Consider the following 20,341-nt stretch of genomic DNA (forward strand, 5'->3'; position numbering starts at 1 on the left):
TCCCGGGAGCGGGACGTGCCCACCACCTCCCGCCCCCGGGCTCCACCCGCGCCTCCAGGACCCGCCCTCATGACTGATCTTTCTGTCGCTCCGGTCACGGTGAAGTTCCCCCACCGGAGCCGCCGCGGCATCCTCCTCGGCCTCTCCCTGCCCCAGCTCGTCCTCGTCTCCTGCACACTCGCCCTGCTGCTGATGACGGTGATCTCCACCGGCCTGCTCGGCTCCCTCGTCCTGGCACCGCTGTGGGCGGCATCCGGTGCACTGGTCGCGATCCGCCGGCACGGCCGCTCCCTCATCGACTGGGCACCGATCGTCACCCGGTACGCGCACCGCCGCCGTACCGGCCAGACCCTCTGGCTCGCCCGGCCCGTCACCCGGCCCCGGCAGGACGGCGTCCTCCATCTGCCCGGCACCGCCGCTTCCCTCAAGGTCGTCACCCCCGGCGATTCCGCCAACGGAGCTGCGGCCGTCCACGACCCGCACCAGCAGACCCTGACCGCCATCGCCCGCGTCAGCAGCCGCGCCTTCGCCCTCCTCGACCCCTCCACCCAGAACCACAACGTGAGCAGTTGGGGGCGCGCGCTGGCAGGTATCGCCCGCACCGGGCACGTCGCCACCGTGCAGGTGCTGGAGCGCACCGTGCCCGACAGCGGTGACACGCTCACCCGCCACTGGACCCAGAACGGGCAGCCCCAGGCCCCCGTCGCCGGACAGGTCTACTCCGAACTGGTCACCTCGGCCGGCCCGGCCGCCGCGCCGCACGAGACGTACCTCGCCATCTCCCTCGACCTCAAGGCCGCCCGGCGCCTGATCAACCAGGCCGGCGGAGGGCTGCCCGGGGCGTTCACCGTCATGCAGCAGACCACCGCCTCCATCGCCCAGGCCGCCCGCAACGCCGGCCTGATGGTCACCGGATGGCTGAGCGCGCGGGAGATCGCCGCCGTCATCCGCACCGCCTACGACCCGAAAGCTCTCGCCGCGCTCCAGCAGTGGTCCGAGACCGGCCGTGCCGAGGCCGACCCCGCAGCCGCCGGTCCCGTCGTGCAGTTCGAGGAGTACGACCGCCTCGCCACCGACAGCGCGCGGCACGCGACGTACTGGGTGGAGAACTGGCCGAGGACCGAGATGGGAGCAGGGTTCCTGCACGGCCTGATGTTCACGGCCGGCGTGCGCCGCACCCTTTCCCTTGTCTACGTGCCGCAGGGGCTTGAGTCCGCACTGCGGGACGTCCAGCGCAAGAAGGCCGCGATCATCGCCGACGCCAACGAGCGCGCCCGCCGCGGGCAGGTCGACTCCGAAGAGGATTCCGTCGAGTACGCCGACGTCAAGACCCGCGAACGCCAGCTCATCGCCGGGCACGCGGATGTAGCCCTGACCGGCCTGGTCACCGTCACCGCCGAGACCGACACCCTCCTGGACGCCGCCTGCGCACAGATCGAGACCCACGCCGTCACTTCCGGCGTCGATCTCCGCAGGCTCAACTACCAGCAGCCGGACGCCTTCGCCCTCTCCGCGCTCCCGCTCGCCCGCACCGCCCTGTGAACCAGACGTGCCCGAGCGCGCCCTGGCCCATTGCATTCCGGATCGCCCGCGACGGGACGCCCGTCGCCGCCCTGCCGACCGGCAGGAAGGACCACCACCTTTGACCTCTCCCCCGCGCCCCGACGACGCGCACCCCTACCTCCGTGCCGCGAGCGCCGGCATCCGCCACCACGCACGAGCCCTGGCGCCGTTGGACGCAGACCCGCCCAGGCCCGTGGACCGTCCGCACCTCGACGTACTGCACGCCCACCTCACCGCTCTGCTCCAGCTTCTCAACCGGCTCGCCGACCACACCCGGCCCCCGCACCCAGCCGCCGGACGCCACCTGGCCACCGCCCACACCAGGCTCTGGCAGGCCACCACCGAAGTCCACGCCGCCTTCCACCTGCTGCCCGGCACGACCGAGGCCACCGCCAGGACGAGCGCCTGTTATCCGGAACGGCTTCCCGAGGGCCCGCCCGTGCTGACGATCTGCCAACGCCACCTCGCCGCCGGACACGTCATCCGCCGCAAGACCACCCCCACCGACCTCCGCCCGCACACCACGGCTTGCGTGCGATGAGCACCACCCGCAGAATCGAGGGCCCCCGATGAGCCACCGGCCCGCCCGTCGCGCCCGCCGCGCGTCCGCCAGCCCGCTGTTCACCCCCCACGGCACCGACCGCGCCAGCCGCAAGGCCGCCCGCCGCCAGCTCGCCGAGGCCGCCGCCAAAGCCCGCGCCGAAGCTAGCGCCCACCAAAGCGAAAGCACCCGCCCCGAGCAGCAGATGCCCGCCCCGCTCTACCCACCGAGCGGACGCCCCGGGCCCGCCTCCGCCCGCGGGAACCGGTTGAAACTCCCCGCCCACCGCATGACCACCGCCATCGCGGCCGGCGCGTACCCCTTCCTCGCCGAAGGCGGACTCGGCGCCGAGGGCATCTACATCGGCCGCGACGTCCACGCCGAAGCCTCATTCGTCTTCGACCCGTTCGCTCTGTACGGCAAGGTCGAGGGCTTCACCAACCCGAACCTGCTTCTCGCCGGCGTGATCGGCCAGGGCAAGAGCGCGCTGGCCAAGTCCTTCGCGCTGCGATCGGTAGCCTTCGGATACCGCGTCTACGTGCCGTGTGACCCGAAGGGCGAGTGGACGCCGGTGGCCGAAGCACTCGGCGGCCGGTCCGTCGCCCTCGGGCCCGGGCTGCCTGGACGCCTGAACCCCCTGGACGCGGCCCCGCGCCCGGAGAGCGTGTCCGAGGCCGACTGGGTGGGCGAGATCCGCAAGCGGCGCCTGCTCCTGCTCGGCTCCCTGGCCCGGACCGTCCTGGGCCGAGACCTGATGCCCATGGAGCACACCGCCCTGGACGTCGCCCTCGATGCCGTCGTCACCCGCGCCGCCGACACCCACCGCACCCCGCTCCTCGGCGACATCGCCGCCACCCTCAACGACCCTCACGCGCTCGGCGAGGCCGCCGGGATGATGTCGGGCCAGCTCGGTGACGCAGCCCGCGATCTGGCCCACGCCATGCGGCGCCTGGTCCACGGCGACCTGGCCGGCATGTTCGACGCCCCCTCCACCGTCGCCTTCGACCCCAACGCGCCGATGCTCACCATCGACCTGTCCCGCCTCGGCGGCTCCGGGGACGACACCGCCCTCGTCCTCGCGATGACCTGCGCCTCTGCCTGGATGGAATCCGCGCTCTCCGACCCCGGCGGCGGCCGGCGCTGGATCGTGTACGACGAGGCATGGCGCCTGATGCGGCACGTCGGCCTGCTCCAGCGCATGCAGGCCCAGTGGAAGCTCTCCCGCGGTCTCGGCATCGCCAACCTCATGGTGATCCACCGGCTGTCCGACCTGCTCACCGCGGGCGACGCCGGATCACAGGGCCGCGCCCTGGCCGAGGGCCTCCTGGCGGACTGCTCCACCCGGATCATCTACCGCCAGGAGACCGACCAGCTCCACGCCGCAGCCTCCCTGCTCGGCCTGACCTCCGTCGAGATGGACGCCATCGCCCACCTCACCCGAGGGCGCGGCCTGTGGAAGGTCGCCGGCCGATCCTTCATCGTGCAGCACCTCCTGCACAGCCACGAACTGGCGCTCTTCGACACCGACGCCCGCATGCACTGAAAGGTCCGTGAGTTCACGAATACCGACCCGCGTCGCGAGCTGATACCCCGCAAAGCCGCCCTCCACCTGATCGACTCTCTTAATGCCCTGCAGTCCAGACTCCGCTCCGCCGCCGAGCAGAGACACCTGCTGGACGACGCCGGCCGAGTGCCCGCCACGCTGTCCTACACCGAACTGCTGCAGCACGCCGCCGAGGCACAGGCCCTCTCCCGCGATGTTCTCCAGGTAACAGCCGACTTCGCCCGCAGCCGTCATAGCAGTACCCGCGCCGGCACTGCCGTCCTCGATCACCTCGCGACGGCCGTCACCATGGCGAGTCACGCCGCACCCGCCTTCGCCGAGACAGCGGAGGCCGCCCTCTCCCTGCCCCGCACAACGCATCCGAGCGACCGGCAGCACTCGAAGAACCGAATGGTCATCGACCACGCCACAGCACGCGCCTACCTGCGGCGTGCCTCGGAGTCCCTCCGCGACGCAGCCAAGGAACTCGACGACCACCTCGGCGTCCAGCGCTTCCTCGCGCCTCTGACCCGCCGGGAGGGACCGCCGGAGCCTCCGCCGCCCCGGCCGGGCGGTCTCCACCGCTGACCACGCCGGAGCCGTGAACTGTTCGTGCAACAGATATCCGCCCCGGCGCAGTCCGCCCGCACCGACCTGCAGCCCGCACCAGCCCGAAGGACTCCTGCATCATCCCCCGCGACCCAGACTTCGAGCTCTACGAGAACGTCGGCCGCGACGCCGACCAGATCCATGCCGCCCGGTACAACCTCGCCACCGACAACGACCTGAAGCGGTGGGCACGACGGGACGCACGGGCCTTCCGTGACGCACACCCGCTGCCCGACCAGCCCTGGGCCGCGCCCCACCTCGGCCCGTACCTGGACGCCCTCACCGCGGCCCGGACCCCGGCGGAGATCGACGCGGTCACCGACCACGTCCTGGACGCCGCCGAACCTGCACTGCGCGCCCTGAGCAACTACCTCATCGCCGCCGCCCGGTGGCGGCGCGAGAACCGCGACGCTGCTGAGGGATCCCCCTCACACCTGCTGATGACAGCAGCCAGCCGGGCCCTGTCTGCCCTCGCTCTCGCCGACGAAGCCGGTCTGAAGAGGCTGCGCGCCGCCTACGACCCGGCCCCCGCCCCCACCGCGTCGGCCGACGCCTCGCGTGGAGCTACCGCGGGCCTGCCGCCCGCTCCCCCCTCCACCGGTCCCGCGCCTCGCCGTTAGCTCTTCTCCATCGGCCGTGCCCGTGCGCGCCCTGACCCACTGCACCCCGGATCACCCCGACGCCACGGCCGTCGCCGCTCTGCCCGCCGGCAGGAAGGATCACACCCTTTGGCCTCTATCCCGCACCCCTACCTCCGGACCGCAAGCGGCGGCAGCCGCAGGAGGAGCCATGGCCGCTGACGAAACGGCCACCCCGGAACCCGGCCAGGTACCGCTCGCGCCGCTGCCCGACCACCGCAACGTGCACACGCCGTGGTGGCAGGAGCTGTGGCGTCGCCACGCACACGTCATCACTCCACTGCGGGCGCGCGGACTGCAGTGCGACATCGAATTCGGCCTCAGCACCTACAACGTGCGCGTTTCGCTCCCCGACGACAGCTACCTGGTCATCAGTCCGCCGCACGACCCGCCCTCGGAGCGACCGCCCGGAGACCCGGAGGGCTGGATCGCCACTCGCGAGCACCCCGACGACCAGACGCTGTTCGAGGTCATCTACGACTCGGCGCCCTCCAACGACCCCGGTGCTCCCCAGCGGCCCGAAGCCCGCCACGGCGGCAGCGCCCAACCCTTGATCGAGACGATCGACCACCGCCTCGCCCAGCTCAGGCTGCTACCGCACCCCGTCTGGCCCCACGAAAGCTCACACGTGCCCCCAGCCCAGCGGTCAGACTCACCCGAGGCCCGGGATGCCCCCGACACACCACACCCTGGCCCCCGCTACGTCTACGGCGACGCGCTACGCGATCTGACCGACCGGCTCAACGCAGCCGAGTCACACGCGGATGCCGCTGCCCTGCTGCACCAGATCCTGGAACCCACCGACGGCCTGCTGGCGCAGCTCGGCGAGTTCTTCGAAGCAGCCGGGGAGAAGGCCAAGGAAGCCGAGGAAGACGACGGCTTCGACCTGTCCTACGACCTCGCCGACGCCGCCGCCGAGATCCGCAACCTCTCCGAGGTCCTGCAGGTGGCTGAGAACCGCATGCGAGCCCTCACTCCGCTCGCACCGGCACCACGATCGCCCTCTACCCCGGCCAACGTGTCGCCCCTTCCGCCACGGGCCCTCCCTCCGGCGTCGCCGAAAGCCGCCCCACCGGCCAGACGCACGCCCTGACCCCTTCCCTTGCGAACCCTTGGAGCATCCATCCGCACCGCCCGCCGCCCCCTGCCGCTGATCATCGGCGCCGCCTGCCTCACCCTGGCCCTCACCGGCTGCGCTGGCGAAGACGGCCCCGCCCAGGCCCGGCAGACGCCCACCGCCAGCACCGCCCCCAAGCCGGCGCCCGCTCTCACCGCCGCCCAGGCCCGCGATGTCATCACCCGCTATTCCAAGATCCACAACGAGGCCAACGCCGACCGGGACCGGCGCCTGCTCGACACCGTCGAGGACGGACCGTTGTACGCGATGTCCGTCTCGGGCTACACCGAGACCGAAGGGCTGGCCAAGGCTGACCGCAAGCCGTACAAGCCGTGGTCCTACGACTCTGCAAACGCCAAGCTGTACATCCCGCGCCTGGGAGGCGGGCAGGACCGCTGGTTCGCCGCTGCGCTCTCGGAGCAGCAGGGCAAGGCCCCTTCGCGGCTGGCCGTGTTCGCCGAACGTCCCCAGCACAAGCGCTGGGAGATGGTCTCCGTCGTCGACCTCGCCAACCACGACCTGCCCGGCATCGCCCTCGATCACAACGGATACGCAACCGCTGTCGCCGCCGACGGCAACAAGAACCTCGCCGCCGACGCCAAGCTGCTGCGCACCGCGGTCCTCGACAACTTCGCCACCGGAGGCATGAACACCGGAAGGAAGGTCTTCGCACCGACCAAGGCGAGCAAGGAGCAGATCGAGGTCCACGACAAGACGGGCACCCGCTACGGAACTCAGGGCAGCACCGTCTTCGCCGGCGCCACCAACCGCTACACGGACGGCTACGCCCTGAAGACCACCGACGGCGGCGCGCTGGTCCTCTTCTCCCACACGCACACCCAGACCGACGCCATCGCCCACTCCGGCCTGCAGTTCAACCCCGGCAAGGAAGACCGGGCCTGGCTCCACGACGTGCCTCGCACCTCCATCCGCTACACGTTCGTGTGCAACGACGCCGCCACCGTCCCCGCCAAGGCCAAGCCCTCCCGCCTGATCGGCTACACCTGCGCCCGCACCAACGCCTCCGGCCCCCCGGTCGCCTCCTGGTCACACCGCGCGTAACCGCACCCGCCCGCCACTTCGACGGCCACCGGACACCCCCGCCCTCTGCTCGCTCCGGAGAATTCCCTGTCCACACACTCCTTCATCGCCCGCCCCACCACCGGCACGGGGTACAGCGGCATCCACGTCCAGTTCGACGGCGTGCCCAGCCACCACCTCCCGCTCCTCCTGGCCGCCTACCAGTACAAGTTCGGACGCGACGTCGAGGCCATGGCCCAGCACCTCATCGACGACATCGCCGTCGGCTGGGGCGAACTCGGCACCGATCTCCTCGACGACGCCCCACCCACGCTCGTGGCCGCGCTGACCGGCGGCGAACACAGGCCCAGCCGGACCCTCGATCACCTGATCACTCCGGACGGCGCGCCCCCGGTGCGCATGACGGTCACCGACACAACCGCCGGTGACCTGGGCATGCCGTGGGGCTACGTCCTGCATCCGCAGGGCATCGAAGTGATCAGCATGGCTCACGCAGGCACCGGCCCCCTCGTCGCCTGGGACACCGACCCCAGCACCCCTTTCAGCGACCACCCGGCGCACTGGCCTGCCATCGCCACACGCCGGACGCCCACCACGCGCACGCCGCTGCCCGCTGCCCGAGCAGCGCCGACCGGGCCCCGCACGGCTGCCCGCCGCTGACCCTCACCGCCCCTCATTGCCGGAGACTTCCCTGCCCGCTCCCCTGATTACGGTCGTCATCGCCACCCGCCTGCGCGACGACCGCCTCGACTACCTGACCGCCATGCACGCCAGCCTCACCCGGCAGTCCGTGCCGTGGGAGGCCGTGATCGCGCTCGACGGCACCACACCCGAACGCCTGCCGGCCGCGCTCGCGCAGGACTCCCGCATCCGCACGCTGACGCTGCCCCGGCCGGTCGGCGCCGCCTGCGCCAGGAATCTGGCCCTCGCCCGCGTGCGCACCCCCTACGTCAACTGGGCCGACGATGACGACCAGTTCACCGATGACGCCATGTCCGTACGGCTGGACACCCTGGAATCCACCGGGGTCGGCTGGTGCGCGGGTTGGAGCGAGGACCAGTTCCCCGACGGTTCGACCACCCTGTGGCGCTGTCCGACCCCGCCCGGTCGGCATGAGGCCGGCGACGTGTGGACCTATTGGAAGTCGCCGATGGACACGATCCCCATCGGGCCGACCACGATCCTCGCTCGCACCGACCTCGTGCGTGCCGCGCCGATGGGCGGTCTCGTCCAGGGCGAGGACTACTGCGCGGCCCTCGGTGTCACCACGCTCGCACCCGGAATCCTGCTGCCCCTCCCCGTGTACAGATACCGCAAGCACCCCGGGCAGATGACGGCCCAGGTCGGATACGACCAACTGGAGGCGGCGGCCAGGGAGCACGCCTGGGCGTACGGGCGCAGCCTGCGCGCCGTCCTGCACGGTGGCGAGGACCTGGTCCGTGTCTGAGGCCCAGATCGTCCTGGCGCACAGCCGGGAGTCGGGGATCGTCGCCATCGCCTCGGGCGAGCAGTACCGGTGGGCGCACACCGCCCTCGCAGAGAGTGGCTTCCAGCGGGAGGGCGACGGGGTCTGGCACCTGCCTGCGGGCGGCACCCCGACCACCGTGGTCGATCTGGTCACATGCGCGAAGCGGCACCGAGCCAGCGTGCACACGAGCAGCCGCCGGTTCATCGGCGACGCGGCCCGTGACCTCGCGCGCCTGCTGCCCGGCCAGTGGCACGCCTCGGTCGAGATCTATGCGCACCCTGCCTGGCAGGAGGACCTGGTCCCCTGGATCTGGGACAGCGGCGAGCTCGGCCGCGCCGTCCAGAGCGAGCGGATCCCTTACGCCGCGGTCCTCACCGACGCGGCGCAGGGCACCACGCTGTTGCTCGTCGAGCGGCCCGGCCGTCAACTCGACTATCTGGTGGGTGCCTTCTCGCCGGAGGGACTCGAAGGGGGTTACGGCGATCCCCATGCCCCGCGCAGCATCGTTCTGTCGCCGTTCCCCAGGCAGGCTACCCAGGCCCTCACCGGCCGGTATTTTCCCTCCTACGAGCGGGCCGTCCACGCCCGCCGGACGGCGGCCGTCGCCGCCGTGCTCGGGGAGATCCGCTCCGAGCGCGATACCTGGCAGGCCATGAACGCTTCCGGCCGCTACAGCGACGCCGCTCCGCTGAGCGTTGCCGCCCTCGGTGCCGCGTCGGAGGTGTTCCTCGACCATGCCTGGCGCCGTTTCCTGACCGTCGTCGACCACGCCCCGGCGCTGCTCGAACGGTGTCGCCCCGCGAGCAGCCCATGGCCCGGCGACGCCGCAGCACTCTCCCGGCTGGCCGACGCCGTGAGCGATGCCGAGGCCCTGGTCGACGAGATCCTCCCCGGCCGTTTGGTGCCGGAGCAGGAGCGCCGAGCCCGCGCATGGCCCGCCATCGAGACCTGGCTCACCGACGGTGAGATCTTCCTGCGCCAGGCCCGCGTGAGCGCACCCCACCGCCGCCCGGCCCTCCCCGTCACCGCACCGGCCCGGCCCCTCACCGCGGGCCGTGCCGCGCACTGCGGCCACTGACCGATCCACCCCGACAACGTGAGGAGAACCCCACCCCCTTGCAGCCCGGCACCCACTTCGCCTTCGGCGACCACGAGGAGCACGGCTTCGTCGCCTCCTTCACTTCCTCCATGCCCGCCTATTTCGCCCACTGGTTCCTGGAGCGGGAGCAGTTCGAGCCCGTGCCCGGTGAACCCGGGCTGTACCGGCTCAACAACCCTGAGCGCGACGGTCCCCGCCGGACCCGCCAGGCCGTCCACGATCTTCGTCGCCAGGGCTACACCGTGCAGGCCGACCTTCGCCTCGACCCCGCCCTCTCGGCCGGCCCACCGCGCCCGGTCCGGGCGAACGGGCTCCTTGAGCGTCGTAGCCGTCTCGCCCAGGCCGCCGCCGGCCGAACGACGCAGCGCTCCGCACCACCCGTCACCTCTCCGCCCGCGGCCCGGCCGATCCCGCCGAAGCCCACCTACGCACCGACCGTCCATCTGACGGCCGCGACCGGCGGGCGGTCCCGATGACATCCGCGAGCAGTCCGACCCCCGGCGGTCTCCTGCCGAATACTTCCGAATTGGCCAACGCAATGCGGGACTTCCACTTTCGGATGGCGGTCATCGACCGCGAGGGCGAGGCCGCGCTCGACATGACACGCGACCGCTACGGCCGTACCGTCCACGCCGGCGCCGCGGCAGCCGCACGCGCCCACCGCGACAAGGCCGCGGTGGAGGCATACGCCACCCACCTCGCGCCGCACGCCGAAGCTCTCCTCGATGCCGCCCGCCGCGCGCTCGACGAGCTGCCACCCGCCCGGCACCTGGCCGGTTGGCGGGCCCTCCTGGACAGCCTGGCCGCCTCCGCCGCCGAGATCCGCCGGGCCCTCGACCGGCCGGCCGCTCCCGGCTCCCGAGCCGAACGCACCCAGCACGCTGCCCTGTGGCCGCACCTCACCGCCTGGGCGGACCACAGCCCGATCGCCGGCAACCTCGCCAATCAGCGCGATGGCCAGCACCACAAGGCCCCGCTGAGTGACGAGGAACAGCAGATGTGGACCGAGCGGGCCCGGGCCGCGCAGCAGCGCGGCGAGCTGGATCGGACCGAATCGTGGTACGCCGCCGATGGGCAGCCGATCACCCTCGCCCACCTGGTCGAGGACGACGACTCCACGGTGGTCGCGCTACGAGGCGACCCGGATACCGCGGGCTGGCAGGTGATCGGGCACTACGCCAACGAGTACGAGGCAGGGAAGGTGCTGCCGGCCGCCGTCCCGCCCGGCGTACTGCGCCCCGATGTCTCAGTATTCACCCGGCCCGAGCCCGCCCCCGAGATTTCGCTACAGGAACTCATCCGGGACCTTGTCGAGGCCCGGCACGCCGGTGACGCCTCCAACGCCCTTCTCGGCGCCACCCAGCGCGGCTACGACGCTGGCCCGATGGTCCGCCTGCAAGAACTCCTGGAAACCGGCAGCCAGTTCGCCAGCGCTCTGGAGACCGTGCAGGGCCGTCAAATCGCCGCCCGGCTCTCCGCGCTGGGGCGGCAGGTCGAGTTCCTCACCCGCGAAGTCGAAGAGGCGGCCGAGGACCTCGGGGCGACCGTCGCCGTCCTGCCCCCGCACCGCACCCCCGTGCTGCGCACCCGCCCGCGCCCGGCCGTGGACACCGCCCCGCCCGCGGCGCCACCGCGCGCCAGCACGACCGCCCGCCACCGATAGCCCCCACCACTTCCTAACCCTTCAAGGAGATCGAAATATGGCCGTGCGTACGCACTGGACCGTGGAGCACGCCTGCTCCCACCGTGTGGATCATGATCTGTCCAATCGTCCCGCCGACAAGCGGGCGGGCTTTGCCCGTTGGCTCGCGTCGAAGGACTGCACCGACTGCTGGAGGGCGGCTCGCGACGCCGATTCCGAGTCCAAGGAGGAGTGGCTCGCGGCGAAGCGCGCCGCGGAGCAGGAGGCAGCCGCCACTTGGGCCAAGCAGTTCGACATGCCGCAGCTGGAGGGCCCGGAGAGGGGCCTGGACTGGGGTGAACGCTCCCGCCATCAGCTGATGACGGCCGCGCACACCGCCCTGGTTGTCGAGGGCAGTTGGGATGAGGCGGACTGGGCGGAGCTGGAGGAGAAGGCCCGCTCCGTCACCCGTGCCGGATGGTGGATCGACCAGCGCGACTCCGAAGGCGCTGACCTGCTCGAACTCCTCGACGCAGCCACCGAGGCGGACCGCGGGACGGAGAACCCGTTCCGCTGAGGGCGGGGCAACATAGCCGGGATTCGCCGGTTAGCCAAACCGGCGTTCCTGCGGACTATTGATGCTCCCAACCCGACAGCAATCGCGTGGAAGGAACCGCGTGCTCCCTCCGTCCTGGGACCATCAACCCACCCCCGTCACCGCCCTCACCCCCGAACCGTTCACCCCCACCCGAGATATCACCCACGCCCACTTTCAGGCCGGTGACACCGTCGTCGTCCTCAAGGGAGTGGCCGGCGGGGAACTGTGGGGAGACTCCATGCGCATCGTCGCCCCCTCCTGGCACACTCCCACCGACGAGGACGGCTGGCGGCTGCGGGATTCGACCGGCGGCGTCCAGTCCTACGTCACCGCCCACCCCCGCTACCTCGTGCACCTCTCGCGCCACTGCCCGGACTGCCTGATCTACCTGCGGGCCATGGAAGACGCCCTCCTGGCCCGGTTCGCCGACCGCGACGAGCTGATCGACTGCGGCTGGTACACCACCACCGCCCTGGGCCAGCTCGTGCACACCGCAGACGCCAGGGGCAGCCGATGACCCCGCCTATGAACCGCACCGGCCGTGCCGCTGCGCTCCACAAGGCCAGGGCCCGAGCCACCGCAACTCCGGACGATCCTTCCTGGCCGCTACGCCTGGCCGAAGATCTCCGCGACATCCGGGCCGACTGGAAAACCTCAGCCGAGGTGTGCGCGGACGCCGCCTGGGCGGCACGGTCAGCCGGTCACCGCGTCCTGGGCCTGTTGTCCCCGGAGGACGTCACCGCGACGGACCGTGATCCGATCACCACCCGCACTTTGACGCACCTGTACCTGAGTGCCCTGCGGTTCGACTTCCGCTGCCCCACCCTCCAGCAGCTCGTCGAACAACTCGCGGAAGCCGCGCGTCAGCCGCTGGACTGCTACACCCGCGCCCTGTACGCCTTCGCACTGTTGGGCCAGTCCCGCCCCGAGGGCCTGGCGGTCATGGACGAGGTCCTCACCACGGCCGAGGAGCACCCCAAGACCCTGCACGTCCTGCTGCACGGACTGTGGCTCGGCCAGGACCTGGACCTCGGCGCGGAGCGTCTGTTGGCCCTCAGCTCCCGGCCGGCCCTCGCCGCCGGCGCCGATCCGATCGTCCTGTTCCGCGTGGCGGGTGCCCTGCGCCGGCTGGGCCGGTACGACGAGGGGCTGGGTGCCGTCGACAGGGCGATCGGCTGTCTTCCGCCGGGAGACATCTCGGTTCACGCCGACCTGGTCCGCGAGCGCTCCCTGGTCTGCGCAGCCCGCGACCTTCATCAGCACCGGTCGCCCACCCCCGCGTCAAGCGGGGTGCCGTCATGATGCCTAGCGTGCGCGCGCGGATCCACTCGCCGCGCGAACCGCTCGACGAGGCGCTCGGTCGGCCTGATTCCCTGAAAGAGGGCCTGACGGAGTACACCGTCGTCGCCCACTGGCCGGGCCTGGACTCCTACACCCCGGACGGCGAGCGGAGAACCTGGACGTCGAAGGACTGGGCCGAGCATCTCGAAGACCCGTACCTGGAGCACCCGTTCGCGGCCAGCCCGGACGATGACCGGAGGGCGATCCTCCACCTCGACATCCGGCTCCACCCGGACGACCGGGAGCTGTCCGGCCCCGAGTGGTCCGAGGCCGCCCACCGGCTCGCGCGGGCCGCCGGTATCGAGGTTCCCGGTGCCGCGGAGCACGGTTGTCGGTGGATCGCCGTCCACGCCCAGCCCGGGCGCCTGGATCTGATCGTCAACCTGATCCGCCTCGACGGCACCTGGCACACCCCGCCCACCGGCATCCTGCAGCGCCTTGCCGGTGAAGCGCGCCGCATCGAGCAGGACCTGGACCTCATCCCCGCTCGCGTCGGCCCCATAGAGCGGCCCGCTGTCCGTACCGTCCCCACCGCATCCGTGCAGCTCGCGGGCGTGCTCACGCAGCTCGCCGACGAGCAGGCCGGCCCGCTGGCCACGGTCCGCGGACTGGTCGAGCACACCGCTTGCCGCATCGCCCGCCAGCCGGGGGCTGCCGGCACGGACACGGCGCACCGTCTGGAGCTGATCGCCCGCCGCCTCCACGCGATTCAGCAGGACCTGGACGCCACTGCGGCCCACCTGGTCCAGCCCCGGATCGCCGCCGCACCGGCTGCGGCCCGGCGTAACGCCCATCGATCTTTGTAGGAGAAACGTCTCCTTGCCCCGCACCACCGACCGCTTCCTGGGCATCCGCCGTGACCCGCACTCCGACGAGGTCCTCGCCCGCGGCGGCGACGTTGAGGCGCACAGCATTCTCCAGCGCGCGGGATTCATCGCGGTCGTCCGCCTCCACGAGACCTACCACCGCGCCCCCGCCGGCCTGACCGAGGCCGAGGAGTCCCGTCTCGCCACCGATGCCGTAGGGCGCCTGCGGGCCGTCGGGTACCACGTCGACTGCGACGAGCCTTTCGACACCGAAGCCCGCCCCGCCCGCTACCCCACGCTCGGCGCCTCGGTCTCCCACCTCGCCGAACGCCTCGGCGAGGCCAGCGACACCGCCGAGGCAGCCGACATCCTCACCGAACTCACCGCGCCCCACGACGGCATCCTCGCCGGGGTCGAGGAAACCCTCGGCGCCCTGGCGGAGTTCTTCGACGGCCTCGGCGACGCGAGCGATCCGTACACCGCCCGGCGCCTGCGCTACCTCGCCGACACATACGTCCGCATCATCCACTCCGACCTTGCGCACACCCGCGAACGGCTGGCCGACCGGCACGCCCTTCACCCCGGCCGCCGCGCCTGCACAGAGCAGGTCCCTGACCACGAGCCCGAACGCTCTGCGGTGTGCGCCTGCCCGCCCCCGCCGCGTGCCATGCCGGCCCCGGCACCGCCACCCGTCGGTGCCACCCGCCTGCACCGCTGAGCTCCCTGCAACTGCCCAAGGACACCATGCACGACCACAGCGCCTCCGAGCGCCTCGCCTCCTACGCCGACGTCCTCGCCGGCGAACTCCCCGACACCTGGACCAGCACGCTCCTGACGGCCGACGTCAAGGATGACCTCGCCGAACTCACCGACCGGATCTGGGACCTGGACCTGGTCGCCGCCTCCCTCGCCGAACACCCCCTGCAGCAGGCAGCCGTCCTCAGCCGCTCCGACGGCGCCCAGCTCGTCCTGATCGACCGGCACGACGAACGCGACGGCTTCCTCCTCGCCGCGGTCGCCCCGCACGCCCTGCCGGATGAGGCGTACCGCGGCGTCCCCGAGCCCAATGGCATCGCCCTGACCGACGACCCGTTCATCGGTGCCGAGCAGGTCGCAAATGATCTGCTCGGCCGCTACGACCGTGCGCTCGCCCAGGTCCGGCACAACGCCCTGGACGGTATCCAGCCCTCCCAGCCGGACCGGGTCGTGCTGATCTGGCAGCCGGACGGCAGCGTCGCCACCGCCCCCGCCGACGACCGCGCCGGCACGATCCTCCTCGCCCACGGCTTCGACCAGGACCCGCACAGCGGCATCTACCGCCTGAAGGGCGACGACACCCAGGCCCAGGCCCGCGCGCTGCGCGAGATCGGCCCGCAGCTCGACGCGCTCGGTATCGGCACCGCCCTCCAGCACCCCGCAGCCCGGACCGCCCCCACCGCAGCCCCGGCATCCATGCCACCGGCCCCCGCCGGCAGCCGCACACCCACCACCAGGACTCGATGAACCAGAGGGAGCCTGACTTCTGGGTCCTGGAGTACGTCACCATCACCAAGGACCCCCGCACCGGCCTGATCTTGGCCATCGGGGGCACCGAGAAGGCAGCGGACATCCTCCAGCGGACCGGTGGCTTCCTCTTCGCTCCCGGGCCCCGCGGGGACTACCACCGTCTTCCGCACGGCCTGCCCATCGAGCAGCAGCGTCTGAAGGCCACCGGCGCCTCGCATGCCCTGCTCGCCGCCGGCCACAGCGTCCACCTCGACCCCGCTCTGAACATGCTGGCCACCCCAGACGGTGAACGTGACGCAGCCCTTCGCTACCTCACCCAACTCGCCGAGCGGGCCTCGGCCGCCCAGACCAGCAGCGCGGTGGCCGAGGCCCTGACCGAGGTCGCTGCGCCCGTGCACGGCTGCTGCCCCTGACCAGAGAAGTGATCGTCCGGGCCTGGATCGCCGCCAGCGATCTCCAAGGAGCCGCGCCCGGCGAGGAGCCCGAGCCGATCGCACGACTCGGCAGCACCGCTAACTCCTTGAGTGAAGCCGCCCGCGTCATTTTGCAGGCCCGCAACCACGCCGCCCGCCCGACGCAGCCGCCGACCACCACACCGGCACCGGGCCGCGCACCATCTCCGGTATCCCGCCGCCGCTGACTCCGGAGAAGAAACATATGGCAGCCCACGAGCAGAAATGCCTGGCGAACCACGCTATCCCCGCCCTGCTCCTGGCCGGATACACGGTCAACTGCGACCCCGAGGTCTTCGACGAGGCCATCTACCAGCAGAGCGTGCACCGCCTCTGAGCGCGCACGGCCCGCCGCACCCCGTAAGACACCCGGGCGGCCCCGGCACCACGCCGGGGCCGCCCATCGCCCCGCCCCGACTCCCGGAGAAACCCGTAGCAGCCCGCACCCTCCCGCCGATCAGCCACCGGCTCAAACCCCGCCTCGCGACCGCCCTGTTCCGCCGCTATCTGCGCGCCTGCATTCCCACCGGCCCCGACCACGCCTCCCCACTGGCCCGCGCCCAGTCGGAGGCCGTCCTCACCGAGACGCAGCGCGTCGGGCAGCGCCACCACCACTGACCGTCCACCGCCCTGGAGGAGCATGTCCCACCCCGTCCCCTACCCGGTGATGCTGGCCGACGAGATCACCCGCCAGCTCAGCCAACTCGTCGACCACCTCTCTCAGTTGCCCCCGCCCCAGGCAGCGCAGGTCATCGCCCGCGTTCTCGACCCGGACACCGGAGTCCTCGACGGCGTCACCCACCTCGTCGCCACCGGTAGCCGCTTCGCCAAGGACCAGGCCGAGCAAGGCGCTCTCCCTGCGGAGGTGTGGCTCGCTCTGGGCCGCGCCTCGAACGAGCTATACGACATCACCCTCGACCTGGACGAACACCAAGACACCCTTCGACGCGTCGGCACCCAGCCCGTCACCACCGCGGCGAAGCCCCCGGCGCCCGCACCACTCGTCGCACGGCGGCGCCGGTGAAGAAGAAGCAGTGGCAGGGCTGGGGGCCGGGCGAGCAGGCCGAGCAGCACTACCTCGTCCAGCCCCGTGCCCTGGCCGGCGGCGGCGACGTCCGGCACGTCTCGGAGTTCTTGCGCGCCTCGGGCTGGCGGGACAAGTCCAAAACGGGCGGCCCGCTACTCATGGAGAGCCCGGACCGCGCCGTCCGCGTCGCCTACGACCCCTACGTCCTGCCCGGCGGTTGGACCATCCACGGCCGGGCAGAGGGGGCGAATGCCGAGTGGTCTGCGCACTTGGGCCAGCAGACTCCGGTGGAGATCGTCGCCGGTCTGACCGACGCCCTCACCCAACCCCGCTCCGCGCACGCCCCCAACGTCTGGGCACCTCTGCGGGAGCAGAACTGGCACACACGGTTCGAGGGGCAGGACAATATGGCGACCAGCCCCGACGGCACCGCGTGGATGCGATACCACCAGGGCGTCGATGGCTCAGGAATGTGGTGGACCGGAGCGCAGGACAGGCAGGGCAACGGCTGGGCGGCCCACTTCACGCCGAACACGCCCATGCACCTGGTGCAAGCCTTCTCCGCCGAACTCGCCAGCCCCGATCCCGTGATGCGCCCGCGCGGACGCGTGCCGATGAGCGCGCAGATCCGGACCTGGTCGGTGTCCGTGAACCCCTCCCAGCTCAGCGCGTGGCAGCAGGCCCGCATCACGGCCGCCCGCGCCGCCACTTGGGCCCGCAACAGCGCCCGCAGCAACAGGCCGCGCACCAGCGCCCGCCCGTACACCCCGGCCGGCGGCGCACGTGCCCGCCGCTGACCGCAACGATCTCACCCCGAGGAGCCTGATGCCCGCACTCACTCCTGACACCATCCGTGCCCTGACCGAAACGCTCGCGGACCTCACCGACTACCTGCGCGAGAACCCCGACCCCGCACAAGTCCTCGCCCTCGCCGAGCCCCTCCTCGACGAATACACGGGCCTGCCCGTCCAGCTCGCCGACACCCTGCGCGCCCTCGCCCGCGCCGTACAGGAACAACCGGCCACGTCCCGGACCGCGCAGGGCGACCTGCTGATCACCGAGCTGCGTACAGCCGCGTGGGAACTGGCCGACCAGCACACCCTCCACTACGTGCTGGACGATCTCCGCGACCTGTACGGCAGTGCTGCCGCGAGCAAGCCGGAGCGCTGCTCGTGCCGCTGAGCGAGCGGCAGCTCGCCGCCTTCGCCGACAAGCACGTCGGGCAGATCCCGTACGACACCAGCCCCCGCCACCTCGCCGGCCCGGGAGATGCCCGCCATGTCACCCACGGCCTGGCCGCCGCCGGCTGGAGCGCCGTCTCCGACCCGCTGAGCGCCGAGATCGTCCTGCGCAGCCCCGACCTTCGCCACCGTCTCCAGTTCGATCCGCAGTCTGCCGCCTCCGCATGGTGGCGGCTGCGCGCCGAGTCCACCGACACCGCGCCCGGCTGGTACGCCGAGTTCGGCGAACTCATGCCCGCCGAGGTCCTCGGCGGCCTCACCGACGCCCTCGTCGTCCCGCCCCCCGACCAGCGGCCGGACCCATGGCAGGCGGTGACCTCAGCGGGCTGGCACCACGACGCAGACGGCACCGCGCGCTCGCCGGACTCCATGTGCCACGTCGAACTGCGCCCGGTGAGCGAATTCCACGACCGTTCGTCCTGGCACATCGCAACTCACGAGCTTGGCCACGGAAGATTTCCCGGCCCGCGTATCTGGCACGCCTACCTCGACGAGCGCACCCCCGCCCACCTGGTCGGCGCGTTCCTCACCGCACTGGCCGACCGCAGTCCGCTCCAGCGCGGCATGTTCGAGCACGGCCACTACCGCGCCGTACAAGAGCCCAGCCCGCTGCGCCCGCAACAAGTGGTCGACGCTCACACCACGCGCATCAAACACCTGCGCGCCCAGGCCCGCTCCGCCCGCCGCCAGCAGGCGACACCCTCCACGGCCCCGGCCAACGCCGGCCCCGCGCGGCCGGCCGCCCGCCGCTGAACCGACAGGATCCCTCCTCATCGCCCGCGACCACCACGCACACCGCAACCTCCTGCGTCACCTCGACCACTACGTACGCGACAGCCAGAAGATCCTCGATGCCTGGGACGCCTACTCCGACGAGCACACCGGCCTCGACGGCTGGCCCCACGACGACCACGCCTACGGCATCCGCGCCAGCCAGCGTGACGCGGACACCCTCACGGCGTTCGAGCCGGTACGCCACGGCGCCCGGCACCTGCTGGCCACCGCTGAGACACAGCTGACCCGGCTGCCGGAGAACACGGTGCAGGGCCGCTGGGTCTACCAGCTGGGCGTCCTGCGCGACGCCCTCGGCCAGCTCGACGAGCTGCACAAGGAGTGGCTGGTCGCCCGCGACGCTCTGCCCGCCACCGCCCAGCCCGGCACCCCGGCTTTCGACGACGCCCTCGCCGAGTACCACGCCGAAGCCTGGAGCTACCTCAACACCTGGGCCACCCACGGCAAGGCGCTCCGTGAGATCAACACCGCAGCCCGCAAGGCCCCTTCACCGCTGGTCCCGACACCGGCCCGCGCGCCCGGCCGGCGAGCCGCGGCTCGGAAGTGACCATGCCCCCGGCCCCCGAGACCGTCGAGGTCGACCTCATCACCCCACGCCACCTCGCCGGTGGCGGTGACCCCGCCTGGATCACCGTTCCCCTCCACCGCGCCAGCGGATGGAGTTACGGCAACGACCCCCTGATACCACGCGTCCTGCTCTCCAGCCCCGACCAGAAGGCACTCCTGCGCCTGGAGCCCAACCCCGACGGGCAATGGTGGACCCTCCACCACGCCGCGGCGCCGGACCGGCCCGCCTGGTTCGCCAGCTTCGGCGCCCGTACCCCCGTCGAGATAATCGCGGCCTTCACCGATGCGCTGACCGACCCCACTGCCGAACGAGCAGACAACTGGGATCCGCAGGAACCCCTTCTGAACGCCAATTGGTCTCCGGACTACAGCCACAACCGGCTCATCTCCCCCGACGGCACTGTCCGCGTCGAGACCGACAAGACGAGCGGAGCCTGCTGGGTCGACACCGCCCTGCGCGACTTCCGGGTTCTCCAATGGCAAGCCCACTTCAGCGAGCACACCCCACCCCACCTGATCACCGCGTTCACTGCCGCGCTCACCGATCCCCGACCGACGCTGCGCACCGCAGGCCCCTCCAGCCTCCCGACTCGTGACCCGGATCTCATCACCCTCTCCCGCCGGGAAGTGCCCGCCACGCAGGTCGCCGCCGCTCTGGAGGAGCGCATCCGCTCACTCACCGCACGCCGCTCCGGCCCACCTGCGAGTCCAATTCCTCCGCAACGGCCGCAGGCCGAACGCCACCGCCTGCGCTGACCCCTCCGTCCCCGT

The 20,341-nt window shown here is 71.8% G+C and carries 25 protein-coding genes; all 25 read left to right on the top strand.

Annotated features, from left to right (window positions below; genetic code table 11):
• Positions 1 to 69: 69 nt before the first annotated feature.
• The 25 genes from ACRAKF_RS06110 (at position 70) to ACRAKF_RS06230 (ending at position 20,326) form a co-directional block, all read left to right on the top strand.
• The gene (locus tag ACRAKF_RS06110) at positions 70 to 1,542 is read left to right on the top strand and encodes an SCO6880 family protein (protein WP_447035839.1); all 1,473 of its coding nucleotides are present in this window, start codon (positions 70 to 72) and stop codon (positions 1,540 to 1,542) included.
• Positions 1,543 to 1,642: 100 nt separating this feature from the next.
• On the top strand, positions 1,643 to 2,104 hold the full coding sequence (locus ACRAKF_RS06115; RefSeq protein WP_447035840.1) for a DUF6238 family protein: 462 nt from the start codon (positions 1,643 to 1,645) through the stop codon (positions 2,102 to 2,104).
• Positions 2,105 to 2,132: 28 nt separating this feature from the next.
• Positions 2,133 to 3,647 carry a VirB4 family type IV secretion system protein gene (locus tag ACRAKF_RS06120; RefSeq protein WP_447035841.1) on the top strand — a complete coding sequence of 505 codons (1,515 nt, stop codon included), beginning with the start codon at positions 2,133 to 2,135 and terminating at the stop codon, positions 3,645 to 3,647.
• A 147-nt stretch (positions 3,648 to 3,794) separates the two neighbouring features.
• Positions 3,795 to 4,235, top strand: coding sequence for a hypothetical protein (locus tag ACRAKF_RS06125; RefSeq protein ID WP_447035842.1), 441 nt, complete (start codon positions 3,795 to 3,797; stop codon positions 4,233 to 4,235).
• Between the two features lie 810 nt (positions 4,236 to 5,045).
• Positions 5,046 to 5,987, top strand: a complete 942-nt coding sequence (locus tag ACRAKF_RS06130) for a hypothetical protein (protein ID WP_447035843.1) — start codon at positions 5,046 to 5,048, stop codon at positions 5,985 to 5,987.
• A 9-nt stretch (positions 5,988 to 5,996) separates the two neighbouring features.
• The gene (locus ACRAKF_RS06135) at positions 5,997 to 7,073 is read left to right on the top strand and encodes a hypothetical protein (protein WP_447035844.1); all 1,077 of its coding nucleotides are present in this window, start codon (positions 5,997 to 5,999) and stop codon (positions 7,071 to 7,073) included.
• 141 nt (positions 7,074 to 7,214) lie between these two features.
• Complete coding sequence (locus ACRAKF_RS06140; RefSeq protein ID WP_447035846.1) at positions 7,215 to 7,712, top strand: hypothetical protein; 498 nt, start codon at positions 7,215 to 7,217, stop codon at positions 7,710 to 7,712.
• A gap of 43 nt (positions 7,713 to 7,755) precedes the next feature.
• Positions 7,756 to 8,499 carry a glycosyltransferase family 2 protein gene (locus ACRAKF_RS06145; protein WP_447041838.1) on the top strand — a complete coding sequence of 248 codons (744 nt, stop codon included), beginning with the start codon at positions 7,756 to 7,758 and terminating at the stop codon, positions 8,497 to 8,499.
• Positions 8,492 to 9,598: a hypothetical protein gene (locus ACRAKF_RS06150; RefSeq protein ID WP_447035847.1), complete on the top strand. Its 1,107-nt coding sequence runs from the start codon at positions 8,492 to 8,494 to the stop codon at positions 9,596 to 9,598. Before ACRAKF_RS06145 ends, ACRAKF_RS06150 begins: the two co-directional genes overlap by 8 nt.
• A gap of 38 nt (positions 9,599 to 9,636) precedes the next feature.
• A complete protein-coding gene (locus tag ACRAKF_RS06155) occupies positions 9,637 to 10,095 on the top strand; it encodes a hypothetical protein (RefSeq protein WP_447035849.1) in 459 nt (152 codons plus the stop codon).
• Positions 10,092 to 11,282 carry a hypothetical protein gene (locus ACRAKF_RS06160; protein ID WP_447035850.1) on the top strand — a complete coding sequence of 397 codons (1,191 nt, stop codon included), beginning with the start codon at positions 10,092 to 10,094 and terminating at the stop codon, positions 11,280 to 11,282. The genes ACRAKF_RS06155 and ACRAKF_RS06160 overlap by 4 nt, the downstream gene beginning before the upstream one ends.
• Before the next feature lie 37 nt (positions 11,283 to 11,319).
• The gene (locus ACRAKF_RS06165) at positions 11,320 to 11,817 is read left to right on the top strand and encodes a hypothetical protein (RefSeq protein WP_447035852.1); all 498 of its coding nucleotides are present in this window, start codon (positions 11,320 to 11,322) and stop codon (positions 11,815 to 11,817) included.
• Between the two features lie 100 nt (positions 11,818 to 11,917).
• Positions 11,918 to 12,355, top strand: coding sequence for a hypothetical protein (locus ACRAKF_RS06170; protein ID WP_447035853.1), 438 nt, complete (start codon positions 11,918 to 11,920; stop codon positions 12,353 to 12,355).
• Entirely contained in the window at positions 12,352 to 13,140 is a 789-nt protein-coding gene (locus ACRAKF_RS06175) for a hypothetical protein (RefSeq protein ID WP_447035854.1), read from the top strand. Before ACRAKF_RS06170 ends, ACRAKF_RS06175 begins: the two co-directional genes overlap by 4 nt.
• Positions 13,140 to 13,985, top strand: a complete 846-nt coding sequence (locus ACRAKF_RS06180; protein WP_447041840.1) for a relaxase/mobilization nuclease — start codon at positions 13,140 to 13,142, stop codon at positions 13,983 to 13,985. Before ACRAKF_RS06175 ends, ACRAKF_RS06180 begins: the two co-directional genes overlap by 1 nt.
• A gap of 13 nt (positions 13,986 to 13,998) precedes the next feature.
• Positions 13,999 to 14,703: a hypothetical protein gene (locus ACRAKF_RS06185; protein ID WP_447035855.1), complete on the top strand. Its 705-nt coding sequence runs from the start codon at positions 13,999 to 14,001 to the stop codon at positions 14,701 to 14,703.
• Between the two features lie 26 nt (positions 14,704 to 14,729).
• Positions 14,730 to 15,488 (top strand): hypothetical protein, encoded by a 759-nt coding sequence (locus ACRAKF_RS06190; RefSeq protein WP_447035856.1) that lies wholly within the window; start codon positions 14,730 to 14,732, stop codon positions 15,486 to 15,488.
• On the top strand, positions 15,485 to 15,904 hold the full coding sequence (locus ACRAKF_RS06195) for a hypothetical protein (RefSeq protein WP_447035857.1): 420 nt from the start codon (positions 15,485 to 15,487) through the stop codon (positions 15,902 to 15,904). The genes ACRAKF_RS06190 and ACRAKF_RS06195 overlap by 4 nt, the downstream gene beginning before the upstream one ends.
• 244 nt (positions 15,905 to 16,148) lie before the next feature.
• Positions 16,149 to 16,280, top strand: coding sequence for a hypothetical protein (locus tag ACRAKF_RS06200; RefSeq protein ID WP_447035858.1), 132 nt, complete (start codon positions 16,149 to 16,151; stop codon positions 16,278 to 16,280).
• 303 nt (positions 16,281 to 16,583) lie between these two features.
• A complete protein-coding gene (locus ACRAKF_RS06205; protein ID WP_447035860.1) occupies positions 16,584 to 16,967 on the top strand; it encodes a hypothetical protein in 384 nt (127 codons plus the stop codon).
• A complete protein-coding gene (locus ACRAKF_RS06210) occupies positions 16,964 to 17,767 on the top strand; it encodes a DUF317 domain-containing protein (RefSeq protein WP_447035862.1) in 804 nt (267 codons plus the stop codon). Before ACRAKF_RS06205 ends, ACRAKF_RS06210 begins: the two co-directional genes overlap by 4 nt.
• A gap of 28 nt (positions 17,768 to 17,795) precedes the next feature.
• Entirely contained in the window at positions 17,796 to 18,152 is a 357-nt protein-coding gene (locus tag ACRAKF_RS06215; RefSeq protein ID WP_447035863.1) for a hypothetical protein, read from the top strand.
• Positions 18,143 to 18,964 carry a DUF317 domain-containing protein gene (locus ACRAKF_RS06220; RefSeq protein ID WP_447035865.1) on the top strand — a complete coding sequence of 274 codons (822 nt, stop codon included), beginning with the start codon at positions 18,143 to 18,145 and terminating at the stop codon, positions 18,962 to 18,964. Before ACRAKF_RS06215 ends, ACRAKF_RS06220 begins: the two co-directional genes overlap by 10 nt.
• A gap of 286 nt (positions 18,965 to 19,250) precedes the next feature.
• A complete protein-coding gene (locus tag ACRAKF_RS06225) occupies positions 19,251 to 19,550 on the top strand; it encodes a hypothetical protein (RefSeq protein ID WP_447035866.1) in 300 nt (99 codons plus the stop codon).
• Between the two features lie 2 nt (positions 19,551 to 19,552).
• Positions 19,553 to 20,326 carry a DUF317 domain-containing protein gene (locus ACRAKF_RS06230; RefSeq protein WP_447035867.1) on the top strand — a complete coding sequence of 258 codons (774 nt, stop codon included), beginning with the start codon at positions 19,553 to 19,555 and terminating at the stop codon, positions 20,324 to 20,326.
• Positions 20,327 to 20,341 lie beyond the last annotated feature (15 nt).

Source organism: Streptomyces sp. DSM 118878 (genome assembly GCF_052936595.1).

Excerpts from the sequence above, each read along its gene's own strand:
- ACRAKF_RS06180 (WP_447041840.1), top strand. The coding sequence starts at position 13,140 with ATGCCTAGCGTGCGCGCGCGGATCCACTCGCCGCGCGAACCGCTCGAC.
- ACRAKF_RS06230 (WP_447035867.1), top strand. The coding sequence starts at position 19,553 with ATGCCCCCGGCCCCCGAGACCGTCGAGGTCGACCTCATCACCCCACGC.
- ACRAKF_RS06130 (WP_447035843.1), top strand. The coding sequence starts at position 5,046 with ATGGCCGCTGACGAAACGGCCACCCCGGAACCCGGCCAGGTACCGCTC.
- ACRAKF_RS06200 (WP_447035858.1), top strand. The coding sequence starts at position 16,149 with ATGGCAGCCCACGAGCAGAAATGCCTGGCGAACCACGCTATCCCCGCC.
- ACRAKF_RS06165 (WP_447035852.1), top strand. The coding sequence starts at position 11,320 with ATGGCCGTGCGTACGCACTGGACCGTGGAGCACGCCTGCTCCCACCGT.
- ACRAKF_RS06195 (WP_447035857.1), top strand. The coding sequence starts at position 15,485 with ATGAACCAGAGGGAGCCTGACTTCTGGGTCCTGGAGTACGTCACCATC.
- ACRAKF_RS06120 (WP_447035841.1), top strand. The coding sequence starts at position 2,133 with ATGAGCCACCGGCCCGCCCGTCGCGCCCGCCGCGCGTCCGCCAGCCCG.
- ACRAKF_RS06190 (WP_447035856.1), top strand. The coding sequence starts at position 14,730 with ATGCACGACCACAGCGCCTCCGAGCGCCTCGCCTCCTACGCCGACGTC.
- ACRAKF_RS06175 (WP_447035854.1), top strand. The coding sequence starts at position 12,352 with ATGACCCCGCCTATGAACCGCACCGGCCGTGCCGCTGCGCTCCACAAG.
- ACRAKF_RS06160 (WP_447035850.1), top strand. The coding sequence starts at position 10,092 with ATGACATCCGCGAGCAGTCCGACCCCCGGCGGTCTCCTGCCGAATACT.
- ACRAKF_RS06110 (WP_447035839.1), top strand. The coding sequence starts at position 70 with ATGACTGATCTTTCTGTCGCTCCGGTCACGGTGAAGTTCCCCCACCGG.
- ACRAKF_RS06205 (WP_447035860.1), top strand. The coding sequence starts at position 16,584 with ATGTCCCACCCCGTCCCCTACCCGGTGATGCTGGCCGACGAGATCACC.
- ACRAKF_RS06215 (WP_447035863.1), top strand. The coding sequence starts at position 17,796 with ATGCCCGCACTCACTCCTGACACCATCCGTGCCCTGACCGAAACGCTC.